This is a genomic window from Pseudoduganella sp. jia 12, assembly GCF_055502675.1.
Genome location: NZ_JBUXKP010000002.1, coordinates 260,048 through 272,959, shown reverse-complemented (window position 1 = coordinate 272,959; position 12,912 = coordinate 260,048). Strand labels below are relative to the sequence as shown.

The window sequence follows — 12,912 nt, the reverse complement described above, 5'->3', positions numbered from 1 at the left end:
GATGGCACAGCACACCCTGTCGAATGGCCGCCACCTGGCCTTCCCGTTCCGCATCGGCACGGATGGGCGCACGGTGGCACCGGCCAACGACGATACGCACTTGCGCGACGAGGTGCTGCAACTGCTGCTGACCAGCCCCGCCGAGCGGCTGTTCCTGCCCGAGTTCGGCGGCGGCGTGCGCCGGCTGGTGTTCGAACCGGCGTCCGAAACACTGCGCGGCGTCGTCAAGGCGCGCATCACGAATGCGCTCACGCGATGGCTGGGCCACCGGCTCACCGTGCAGCTGGTCGACGTGACGTGGGACGATGCGGGTGCCTCGCTGGAAGTCACGGTGAGCTACCTGCCGGCCGGCAGCGCCGACGCGCGCATCGTGCGCTTCCAGCGCAATTCGAGGTAAGCGCCATGACCGCCATCCTCTACCCCGACTACGTCGACGACCGGGCCGACGTGCTGGAAAGCCGTGGCTTGAACGGACTGAAGCTGGTCCTGGTGGCGTTGCCGCCCGGCGCCGATCCGCCCCATGCGGACCTGGAGCTGCATTTCTTCAACGATCTGCACCTGCCGGCGATCCTGGCCGACATCGGCGGCGACGCGGTGATGGCCCGGCAAATCTTCCGGATCCGCGGCGGCACGCGCATCGTGGCCGGCAGCGCGACCGGGCAGGTGCAGGTCATCGCCGCCTCCGCCATCGATGCCACCCGGCTCGCGGTGCGCGTGGCGCCGGTCGGCGACTATTCCACCTATACGCTGGAACTGGTGTGGGACGCCAGCGCGATCGACCCTTTTTTCAGCGCGATCGGCTTCAAGTTCCGGCCCGGCTGCTTTACGAACGACTGCGCTCCCGTGCCGGGGGGGCGGCCCGTGGCGGCCAGTCCCGCGATCGATTACCTGGCCAAGGACTACGATTCGTTCCGCCACGCCCTGATGGTGGCGATGGCCGCGCGGGTACCCGGCTGGGCCAGCACGAGCGAGGCGGACCACGACCAGGTGCTGATCGGCCTGTTCGCCGCGGCGGCCGACGAACTGAGCGACTTCCAGGACCGCGTGATGGCGGAAGCCTACCTGGGCACCACGCGCAAGCGCGTGTCGCTGGCGCGCCATGCCCGGCTGATGAACTATCACCTCCACGAAGGGAACCAGGCCAGCACCTGGCTTGCGCTGGACATCCTCGCCGGCCAGGCGCCCTTCACTTTGGCCAACCAGGAATTGCTGGTGTGGACCGGCAGCGAGCCGGCGCGGGAAGACGCAGTGTTCTTCGCCACGCGCCAGCGCCGCCTGCCGCCCGCGCAACGCCAGCGCTTCGATCCCCTGCTGAACCGGCTGCACCTGCACACGTGGCGCAATGCGCAGCCGGCGCTGGCGGCCGGCAGTACCAGCGCGGACCTCGTGCCACAAGCCGGACTGGGCTCGCAGGCGGATGCCGATGCGTTGCGCGACCTGGTGCGCGACGGCCTGTGGCGCGAAATGCTGGTCGCCGAGGTGCTGAACCCGTGGACCGGCAACCTGGCCGGCTACCGGCGCGGCCGGCGCCAGCTGCTGCGGCTGCTGCCGGGTACCGATGCCGCACGTGGCGCCGCGCAATCCGTGTTCGATCCGGTCACTGGCACCTGGCTGGTGCGCGTGCAATGGCGCCCGGAAGACGCGCTACGTTTCGATTTCAGCTTCACCACCTTCTGCCCCGGCCCGCCGCCGGCCACGGTCGAACATGTGTCGGTCTTCTATGGCAACCTCGTGATGGCGCATGAAGGGCGCCTGCTGGAGGTGCATTTCCAGGAACCGGGCAGCACGCTGCCCACCGGCAGCGCCAGCGTGCTGCATCGCCATTATTCCCGGCTGGACCGCTTCGGCAACGGCGCGGACTGGGCATTCGCCAGCCTGCCGGAGGAAGCGCCGCTGGCCTACCTGGCAGCGCCGCCAGGGATTCGCGCGCCTGGCGAGCTGGCGGCCCGTTCGACGCTGCACGTGGAAGTCGAGCCCCCTGGCGGCGTGCGCGACCGCTGGGATGAAGTGGAAAGCCTGGTGCACAGCGACGACTCGGCGGAGAACGGCGACCACTACATGGTGGAAACGGACGAACTGCGCCGCAGCGTACTGCGCTTCGGCAACGGCACCAACGGCCGTGGCCTGCCGTCCGGCGCCATCGTTCACGCCGAACTGCAGGTGGGCGGCGGCCATGCCGGCAATATCGGTGCGGACCAGCTGGTCAACAGCCGGGCGCTGACCGGGGCACTGACCGGCGCGGTGGTGGCCGTCACGAATCCGTTCGATGTCACCGATGGTCGCGATCCCGAGCCGGCCGAGCAGGTTCGCCGCAATGCGCCGGAAGCGTTCCGCGCCCGCCAGCTGCGCGCCGTGACGCTGGCGGATTATGTGCGCCGCGCCGAGGAAGTACCCGGCGTGGCCAGGGCCGTGGCCCGTTATGCGTGGACGGGCAGCTGGCGCACGGTGCGCATCGCGATCGATCCGGCCGGCTTCGCCGTGGCGGGCGACGAAGTGTCGGACATGCTGTGGGCGGAACTGTCGCCGCGCATCGCCAGCGACCTGGAGGCGGTACGGCTGATCGGCGAAGACCTGGAACTGCGGCCACCCCGCTACGTGCCGCTGGAAATCCTGGTGGTGGTGTGCGTGGCCGATACCTACTGGCGCGAGGATATCCGCGGGGTGCTGGAGCAGGAGTTCTCGGACACGTGGACGCCGGACGGCCGTCGCGGTTTCTTCCACCCGGACCAGTGGACCTTCGGCCAGGCCCTGCACCGCAGTGCCATCGAGGGCCGCATCGGGCGCATCGCCGGCATCCGCCATGTCGTGCGCATCACCATGAAGCGGTTCTCGGCGCCGCAGCCCGGCCTGCCGGGACGGGAGGTACTCGACATGGCGTTCGACGAAGTACTGCTTCTGGCGAACGATCCGGCCCACCTGGAGCGGGGCAGCATCCGCTTCGAGATCCAGGGCGGGAGGCAATGATGGCCTGCAATCCGCTGATCTTCGATCCCGTGCTGTTCCCGCGCCGCGCGTTCAACCGGCCCGGCCTGCCCCGCATCGACTACCGCATCGGCAGCTATCCCGATTTCCTGGCCGCGATGATCCGTGGCATCGACGCGGCACCCGAACTGGCCGCGTGGACCCATCGCGAAGCGGACGATCCCGCCATCGCGCTGCTGGAAGGCGCGGCGATCCTGGGCGATATCCTGACGTTCTACCAGGAGCACTATGCGAACGAGGCCTACCTGCGCACGGCGGCGTGGCGCGACAGCGTGGCCGAACTGGTGCGCCTGACCGGCTACCGGCTGTCGCCCGCCATCCGCGGCCGTGCCACGCTGGCCTTCGAGGCGCGCGGCGACAGGCCCGTGCCGATCGCCGCGGGGTTTCCCGTCAAGGTCGAACTGGAAGACCTGCCGGTTCCCGCCGACTTCCAGACCGATGCGGCGCTGGAGGCCTGGCCCCACCTGGGCCGCTTCCACCTGTACCGGCCGCGCGCCTACGCGGCCACGCTGGCCGCCGGCACGTTCACTTTTGAAGTGTCCAGCGTTGCCGGCGCCACCGATTCCGCCAGCCTGGCGGCCTTCGAACTGAAGCCGGGCGACCGGCTGATGTTGGTGCCGGCCGAGCCCTCATGGACATCGAACGGCGGCGTTCCCGCGAACCAGGCCAGCGCGCAGGTCGTGAAGGTGAAAACGGTCACGCGGCTGCTGGGCCGCCTGCTGGTCGAAGCGGAGACGCCCATCCTGCGCCAATGGACCGCGCCGGTGGCCGCCTACCGGATCAACCGCACGTTCCGCCACCTGGGCCACAATGCGCCGCCGAAAACGGTCAGCACCACGCCGTCCAGCGGCACCATTACCGGTGCGACGCAATACGATACCCGGTACCAGCGCCACCTGACGTGGGAGTGCAAGGATACCGAGGCATCGCTGGCCCTGCCGCCCGAGCTGCTCCCCCTCGACGTGGAAGTGGCGGACCTGCATCCCGGCGGCAGCCTGGTGATCCAGACGCGGATCAGCCGGGATGACGGCACACCGGTGGCCGTGAGCCTGCTGCGCGGCGTGACCGCGGTGACATTCCGCACGGTCGGCTTCGGCAACGTCAATGGTCCCGGCACGCTGCTGACGCTGGACCGCCCGCTCGTCGACGAAACGACCGCGTATTCCTATACCAGCGACGTGCGCGACTTCCGGCTGCATGAAGTCACCAGCCCCGCGCTGCGCCTGCAACCGGTGGCGCATGGCAGGAATGGCGGGTTCACGCCCACCTTCGATACCCTGCACTTCTACGGCACCGCGGCGCAGGCCCGCCTGCTGGCCGGCCGCCGGCTGTTCCTGGCGCACGCCGATGGCCGCAGCGTCGAACTGGCCTGCACCAGCGCGGCAAGCCAGTTCCCGACGCTGGCAGTCGACCCGCCGGCGATGTGGCCACTGGTGTTCGACCGCCTGCCCGCGCCGTTCCGGCACGCCGATTTCGACGAAACGGCGCCCGCCGTCACCGTGTTCGGCAACCTCGTCGACGCCTCGCAGGGCAAGGCCGAAGGCGACGTGGTGCTGGGCAATGGCGATGGCCGCCAGGGCTGGCAGACGTTCGCGATCCCCAAGGCGCCGCTGAGCTACTTCCTGTCGTCCGACGGCGTGCCGCCGTGGACGCCGTCGCTGGAGATTTATGTCGATGGCCGGCTGTGGCGCCGCGTCGACGCTTTCTTCGGCCATGGCCCGCAAGAACAGGTCTACATCGTGCGCGAGGATGCCGAAGGGCGCAGCTTCGTGCAATTCGGCGACGGCCAGGCTGGCGCGCGCCTGCCGTCGGGCCTGGGGAATGTCATGGCACGCTACCGCAGCGGCGCCGGCGCGCGCGGCCCGCTCAAGCCGGATACCAAGCCTACCACGGCCGAACGCCCGCCGGGCTTCGACAAGGTGACGCTGGCCGGCATCGTCTCGGGCGGCGCCGATGCCGAGGACGGCGACAAGGCCCGCGAGGCGGCGCCCGGCAAGGTGCAGAGCCTGGGGCGCCTGGTCAGCATCCGCGACTACGAGACCGAGACGCTGGGCGTGCCGGGCGTGGTCACCGCGGCGGCGGCGTGGGATTTGCACGTGGGCGTGCCGGCGCTGATCCTGCGCGTGCTGCTGGAAGCGGGCCGCGAAGGCGAGTTCGCGGCCGTGCGGGCCACGCTGGCCCACGCCCAACGCTGCCGCGGCCCGGACCGTTTCCCGCTGGTCGTGCAGCAGGCGCTGCTGCGCTACGTGTTCGTCGATGTCGGCTACGCGCGCGACCCTTCCTGGCGCCAGGAAGACGTCGAAGCCGCCCTGCGCGCGGCGCTGGGCCTGGCGGGCGATCCGGCGGCCGAGCGCACGGGGCTCTTCGGTTTGCGCGCGCGGCGCCTGGGCGAACGCGAATATGCCAGCCGCATCGAGGGCCGCTTGCAGAACGTCCCCGGTGTACTGTGGTGCAAGGTGACGGCGCTCGGCCGCTTCCCGCCCAACGCGGACAAGCCGGAAGCCCTGCCGCTGCCGCCCGCGCCGCGCCCGGCCGGGCTGGTCCTGCCTTGCGGCGCACGCGAGCTGTTGCAACTGGCGCCATCGCACCTGACATTGACGGCGCTGGCCGAACCTTCGGCGGGAGAATGCGCATGAGCACCACCTCGAACCCGCCCGTTCCCCTGTATGAACGCCTGCCGGAGATCTACCGCACGCGGGACGCCGAACAGGAGCCCGCCAACCAGCTGCGCGCCTACTTGGCCGCCGTCGAAGGCCCGTTCGGCGCGCTGCACGCCGACATCGCGCAGCTGTACGAAGACCTCTTCATCGATACCTGCGACGACTGGGTGATCCCGTACCTGGCCGACCTGCTGGGCACTTCCCACCTGCAGGGCGACCCGCGCACGCTGCGCGCGGACGTGGCCGATACCATCGCCCTGCGCCGGCGCAAGGGCACGCTGGGTGCCATCGAGCGGCTGGCCGCCAACCTCACAGGCTGGGCCTGCTGTTGCGTGGAGCTGCGGGAAAACCTGGGCTGGTCGCAGCACCTGAACCACCAGCGGCCCGATGCGGGCGGCCGGCCGCCGTATGCCGACCCGGCCCTGACCCGTTTCCACATCCCCCGTGGCGGCACGGCGCCGTTGCGCGATCCGGCCGCGCTGTCCCTGCTGGGCACGCCGTTCGACACCTTTGCCCACACCGCGGACGTGAAGGCGGCGCAAGCCGATGTCCGCCACGTGAACCTGCCGAATCTGGCCATCTTCCTGTGGCGCCTCGCCGCCTACCGCCTTCCACCGGTCCGGCCGCTCGCCCAACCGGTCGTCGACCTGACACCGGCGCCGCCCGGCACCGCCAGCTTCGCGCTGCGCTTCGACCTGCACCCGCTCGACCTGCCCGTACAGCTGTTCAATACGGCGCGTCCGGGGCCGGCGCTGTCGGGTGGCGTGGCGGCACCGCTCACCGCTCCCGATGCAGTGCCGGGCCCGATCCTGGCCGCGCGGCTCGACAGCGGCACGCCGGCCGGCCACCCGGAAGCCTACGTTGCCGTGGATTTCTTCAACGCCGCCGGCACGCCGCCGGACGGTTTCGACCTGGCCGACGTGGGCCTGCACCTGTTCATGCCGGAGACACTGGAAGCCCTGCTGGCGCCCGTGCCGCCGGCCACCGAATGGCGCTGGCTGGTCCGGGGCGACAACCTGTGCGCGTGGGAAACCGGCTTGCGGCGCCCGCTGCGGGGTGGCGAGATCGTCGTCGACCCGCGCATCGGCCGCGTGCTGGTCGGGCTGGACACCGCCACGCAGGCCGATGAATTGATCGTGCTGGATGGCGGCCAGGCCGTGTCGCGCATGTTCGCCAGCTTTACGTATGGCGCGGCGGGGCCGGTGGGAGCCCACCCGGTGCCGCGACGCGCCGCCCCTCCGCCGGCCCTGGCCGACCTGCGCACGGCCGGCGCCGTGCCCGGCGGAATCACGTTGCAGGCGGCGCTGGACAATCTCGACATCGCGACAGCGCCGGTGATCATCGAGATCGCGGACAGCCTGGTGCACGACATCGACCTGGCGCTGGTGCCCGGCACCGCGATCGACGGCACCGTGTCGCTGCGGCTGGCGAACGACCTGACGATCCGGGCCGCCAGCGGCCAGCGCCCCATCGTACGGCTGGCGCAGCCGCTATCGCTGCGGCCGGTGGCGGCAGGCGCCGCCACGCCCGATACGCCGGCCGTGCGGCTGGAGGGACTCTACCTGGCGCCGGGCGCCGCCTTCCCGGCCGGTGCCGCGCTGGTCGATCGCGCTGCCGTGGCGCGGCTGGAAATCCTCGGCTGCACGCTGGCGCCCGGCGGGCATGCACTGCGCGATGGCACACGGGCCGCCATGCAGCCCGCGCTGCGGCTGGAAAATGGCTACGGGTTCGCCGACCCGGACGACGAGGACGATTTCGTGCCGACACCCGACATCGTGATCCAGCGCTCGGTCACCGGCAGCATCGCCGTGGACGAGCGCTACCGGCTCACCATCGCCGACAGCATCGTCGATGCCGGCCTGGGCTTCGGCGATGCGCCGGCGGGCGTGCTGGCGATCGGTGCGGCGACCAATCCGGCCACCGGCTGGGGTGCGCGGCTCGACTTCGACGGGCTGACCTGCTTCGGTGCCGTGCGGGTGGCGGCGGTGGGTGGCCTCGGCGGCATCTTCAGCCAGCGCTTCGAAGTGCTCGACAACCAGCACGGCTGCATCAAGTGGACGGCATTTTCCGGCGATGCCGACCGCCTGCCGCCGCATCACTACTGCGTGCATGCGCCGGACGCGCGCATCGTCTTCACTTCCGAGCGGTTCAACGATCCCGGTTACGGCCAGCTGGCGCGCGCCACGGACCGGCGGGTGCGCGAACTGGGACCAGGCGACGACGCGATGGGGGCCTTCGGCTTCCTGCTGGAGGCGCACAAATGGGCCAACCTGCAGATCAGGTTGCGTGAATTCATGCCGGTGGGCGTGCGCCCGCTGGTTTTGCCGGTGACATGAGTTGCCGTCACATGACTTGCCGGCGATATGAGCCGTGACATGGGTAGTAACAAGACCGGACGACATGAGCGGTCACATGCGCGGCGACACCAGCGGCGCCAGAACAGGGGGATGCTATGCAAGGCGATTTCTCGGTATTGAACTTCGATCCCCACCAGCACGAGCGCGGCGTGGACGAACCGGCCGATGGCGTGCTGCGCAATCTCAGCGGCGTGCTGCACCAGCAGGGCCGCGTGATGTCCGACGCGGACCTGACGGAAGGCGAACTGCTGGAACTGGGCTGGAACGGCCAGGCCGGGCGCGACATCATCGGCGCCGGCATCTGCGCGGTGCCGGCCACGCAACCGCAAGGCTTCAGCGTGGCGTCCGCCGTCGTCAGCGGCGGCAACGTGCTGGTATCGCTGTTGCCGGGCCATGCGTGGGCCGACGGCATCCTGACCCGGCTGGCTGGCGAGGCGTCCGATCCGGCGGCACCGGTGCAGCGCCTGGCCAGCTATTTCGGTCCGCCGCTGACCACGCCGCTGCCCACGCCCGCGTCGATCGACGACGGCGTGCGCGATGCGGTGATCCTGGAAGTGTCGGAAGAATCCATCCATGGCTTCCAGTATCCGCAGCGGCTGATCGAGCCGGCGCTGGGCGGGCCCGACACGTCGGAACGCTCGTTCGTGAATTTCCGCATCCGGCTGCTGCGCCTGGCGCCCGGCGAGGATTGCCTGTCGATCCGTGGCCGGCTGGCGGACGACCCGGCATCGAAAGGCCGGCTGACGGCTTCGCTGGCCCCGGTAGTCGCCATCGCCGGCGACTGCCCGGTGGTGGGCGGCGGCGGCTACACGGGCTTCGAGCACAACCTGTATCGCATCGAAGTGGCGGACGTGCCGCCCGCCACGCCGGCCCGCTTCAAGTGGAGCCAGTGGAACGGCGGCCTGGTGGGCCGCGGCAGGTTCGAGACGGGCACCAACCCCGATCGCATCATCCTCGACGCGGGCCGGGCCCCGATCGTGCATTCCGGGTTGACCGAGTTTTACCTGGAAGCGCTGGAATACGATGAACTGATCGGCGCCTGGCAGGTCGTCTACGGCACGTTGGCCACGCTGAACACGGACCACGACCTGGAGCTGGCCGCGCCGGCCACCTTCGGCACCTTGCCGGCCACCACGGAACCGGTGTTCATCCGGCTGTGGAACGGCATCGCCAACATCGCCGATTTCCCCGACGTGGCCAACCCGGCCGAGCTGCGCGACGGTATCCGCCTCGCGTTCGACGCGCCTGCGGCGGGCAATTACCGGCCCGGCGACTACTGGACCTTCACGGTGCGCGCCGGCGAGATCGCCAACCCGCAGGTGCTGGTCGACGACGCCCCGCCCACCGGCATCGTCTACCACCGCGTGCCGCTGGCCGAACTGAACTGGACTGGCCCGCGCAACAACTTCGTGCCTGTCATCGAAGACTGCCGCCACCCCTTCGGCGCGCTGACCCGCAAGACCTGCTGCACCTTCCTGATCGGCGACGGCGTGCGCACCTTCGGCGACTTCAATTCGCTGGAGGTGGCGGCCATGCACCTGCCGGCGGCCGGCGGCGAACTGTGCTTGCTGCCCGGCCTGCACCGCGCCAACCTGCGCCTGGAGGGCCGCCGCGACATCACGATCCACGGCTGTTCGCGCCGCACGGCGATCCTGCCGCGCACGGAAACACGGTTCCAGCCGATCTTCCACTTCGTCGACTGCAGCGGCATCCGCGTGCACACCGTCGACCTGCTCACCCTGGACGGTATCGACATCCTGATCGACGCCAGCCGCGACGTGCGGATCGACGCCACGCGCATGCTGGGCCGGCTGCACTGCATCCGCGCCAATGCCTCGGCCGGGCTCCACATCGACAACAACCGCCTGCACCTGCTCGATACCGCCGACGGTCTGACGACGATCTCGCTGGAAGCGGACGACAGCCTCGTCGAGCGCAACACGCTGGTGCTGCTGCCGTTTACGGACAGGCCGGACCGTCCGGACGGACCCGACGACGACCCAACCGGCGACCCCGCCGATCCCTGCGCCAGGCCGGAGGTGCTGTACCGCCACCCCCACCTGGTGCTGGCGTATGCCCAGGCGGCATGGACCTTCGTGCTCGCGCTGCTGGTGCTGCGCCAGCCTTACCGGGCGCTGGGCGGTATCCACCTGCGGGTCGGCTGCGAACGGGTGCGGCTGCTGGAGAACGACATCACCGGCGGTGCCGGCGATGGCATCGTGCTGGGCGGCGACCTCGATCCGCCTCCCCCGCCAAACCCGGAGCCGGTGCCGGACGACGATCCGCCGGTCGCTGTCGACGCGGGCGAGCGCGGTCAGTTCCGCGGCCTGGTGCAGGACGAAGCCGGGACGACCCTGGCCGGCGTCGCCGTGTATGTGGGGCCGACCGTTGACGAAGCCCGCCTGGCGCCGAGCGGCACGGACGGCCGGCTCGGCATCGCAACGAAGCCGGGCCCGAACCTGCTGGCTGTCGCGCCATCCTTCCGCATCGTCCGGGTGACCCCGGTGACAGAACGGAATGGCGTCCTGCACGTGATCGTCGTCGCACCGCGAACGCAGGACCGCGCGGCGCCGGCCCGCTTCCTGCACGAGATCACCATCGAAGCCAACAAGGTCACGCTGATGGGATTGTCCGGCATCGGCTTCGCGCTGCGCGCAGGGGCCAGGCTGGCGACGACCGGTGGCGCCGCGCCGACGGGAACGCCGAAGGAGAACCTGCTGGCCCAGGTCGACGCGGCCCTGTTCAATCTCGCACTGGCGCCGCTGCTGCGCGCCACCCATCCGGTGCGCGACCTGGTGATCCTGAATAACCGCTTGTACCGCAACCTGCGCAACCCCTTCACGGACGCGATGCTGGAGCAGGCCCAGGAAATCGGCCGCGGCGGCATTTCGCTGGCGATCGTCGATTCGCTGTTCATCGCGGGCAACCATGTCACCGAAAACGGCGCCAGCGCGGCCGACCCGGCATGCGGCGTGTTCGTCGGCTGGGGCAACGACGTGGAAATCACCGACAACACGCTGACCGCCAATGGCGCCACCACCGCCGGCTTCGAGGACAACCGCCGCGCCGGACTGCGCGGCGGCATCTACGTGCGCTTCGCGGGCGCGCTCAGCGAAAGACTGTCCGCCTCCAGCGGCCGCAAGCCGGCGCTGCGCGTGCACGACAACCGTGTCGACCAGCCAGCCGGGCGGGCCCTGACGGCGTTCGCGTTCGGTCCCGTGTCGGTCGCCAACAACCACTTCAGCAGCGAGTTCACGGGGCGCTTCGGCTTCATCGACGCGGCGTTCGGCTGCGTGCTGATCGTCAACCTGGGCGGCATCCACCGGCTGATCGCCCGGCTGCTGGGCGACCGGCTCGACAACCCGGACAGCTACAGCGTGCAGGCGGAACGGGCGCTGCCCGGCGGAGAAACGCTTTACGACGACAATTTCGCCCGGCTCGATACCGTCAACCGCTCGCTGATGTCACAGGCCATCCTTTGCATGGATGACGTGAGCTATGCCAGCAACACCAGTTCCGTCATGCGGCGCGAACCCTTCTTCTGCAATACGGTGCTGATCGGCGACACGGTGCGCGCCACCGGCGGGCGCCTGCGCGAGGAGGCGGCACGCACGCTGTCGATGCTGAGCCTGGGCTTGCGGGGCAACATGACGGCGTTGAACCAGGCCGACCATTGCATCTTCGCCTTCCCGCCCAGGACCGGCCCGCACGTGCCACAGACGGTCGATGCGCCGAACCACATTTTCGATCCCTCCTTCTGCCGCAATGCCACCGGTGGCCAGACCACGGTGGGCACGTTCGCTGCGCCGGCGCTGGCGTCGCATGCCGGTCAACTGGGCGGCACGATCGAGGCCGATGCCTTGCCGGAACGGGAACTGGCGCCGCTGGCCCGGCGTTATACGGTGGAGTCGGTCACCCATGTCGCCACCACGCAAGCGGCGCTGACACGCGCCTACCAGGCCGAAACGCTGCACCTGCAGGCCAAGCTGGGCGCCGACCACCCGAAGGTGCTGGAGGTGAAGGCGCAGACCGAGGCATCGATGACGACGCTGCGGGTGCTGGCCATCTCGTCCGACGCCGTGTCGCCACAGGCACCGCCGGACGGCAAAGGCTCGTCGCTGGGCGGCCAACTGGTGGATGCAGCGGGCCAGGGCCAGCCCGGCCACGTCATCGAGCTGGCCGACGCCAACGGCGCGAAGGCGGCAGGGGTCGGTGCCACCGATGGCAACGGCAATTTCGCCACGACCTTCGATGGCGAGGAAACCGCCCGGCTGGAGCAACTCGGCAAGCTGCTGCCGCGCGTGCTGGACGACACGGGCAAGGTCGTGTTGACGAGCCAGGACAGCGTCGTGCTATCTCCCGGCGCGGATGTGCGCATCACGCTGGTGCTGCCACGGCAGCCCGGGCGTACGCCGCTGGCCAAGCTGAAGCTCGACGCCGCCCTGGAACAGCAACTGCGCAAGGGCGGCATCGACGACGTGGAGGAAATCCTGGAAACCGACAAGGACGTGCTGGCCGAACTGGCGGGCGGCGTGGACGCGGCGGAACAGCTGACGGCGTTGGCGCGCCGGGTGCTGGGGTGAAGCACCCGGGCAAGCCGGAAGCCGGGGAAAGCTGACTGAATCGCCCGGCAGGCGCCCTTGCCGCCAGCAGCGGAACAGCCAGCAGCTTTCGTCGTGCGCCTGCCGGTCGCATGGTATCGGGCGCGGCGGGTGCTCTGGCCGGCACGGCGATCGTGGGCGGGATGCTGGCGCTGCCCTGGCCGCAAAACGCATAAGCACGCACGTTAATCTTCGTGTTCAAGGAGGACACCGGTTACTTATACTTTTTCCACACATGGCGGTGGTCGCCACATTTGGAAAACGCATAAGGAAATTCGGATGAAGCCGCACTTGCCCGGCACTCGTCGGACG

Annotated in this window: 5 protein-coding genes; all 5 read left to right on the top strand. The window is 70.0% G+C overall.

The annotated features are described in order from the left end of the window. Position 1: 1 nt before the first annotated feature. The 5 genes from ACY65G_RS04335 (at position 2) to ACY65G_RS04315 (ending at position 12,582) form a co-directional block, all read left to right on the top strand. Entirely contained in the window at positions 2-397 is a 396-nt protein-coding gene (locus tag ACY65G_RS04335) for a GPW/gp25 family protein (protein ID WP_464996127.1), read from the top strand. Positions 398-402: 5 nt separating this feature from the next. Then, positions 403-2,964, top strand: a complete 2,562-nt coding sequence (locus ACY65G_RS04330) for a baseplate J/gp47 family protein (protein ID WP_464996126.1) — start codon at positions 403-405, stop codon at positions 2,962-2,964. Further along, positions 2,961-5,618 carry a baseplate J/gp47 family protein gene (locus tag ACY65G_RS04325; protein ID WP_464996125.1) on the top strand — a complete coding sequence of 886 codons (2,658 nt, stop codon included), beginning with the start codon at positions 2,961-2,963 and terminating at the stop codon, positions 5,616-5,618. Before ACY65G_RS04330 ends, ACY65G_RS04325 begins: the two co-directional genes overlap by 4 nt. Then, positions 5,615-7,978 carry a phage tail protein gene (locus tag ACY65G_RS04320; protein ID WP_464996124.1) on the top strand — a complete coding sequence of 788 codons (2,364 nt, stop codon included), beginning with the start codon at positions 5,615-5,617 and terminating at the stop codon, positions 7,976-7,978. Before ACY65G_RS04325 ends, ACY65G_RS04320 begins: the two co-directional genes overlap by 4 nt. Positions 7,979-8,094: 116 nt before the next feature. Beyond that, positions 8,095-12,582, top strand: coding sequence for a hypothetical protein (locus ACY65G_RS04315; RefSeq protein WP_464996123.1), 4,488 nt, complete (start codon positions 8,095-8,097; stop codon positions 12,580-12,582). Positions 12,583-12,912 lie beyond the last annotated feature (330 nt).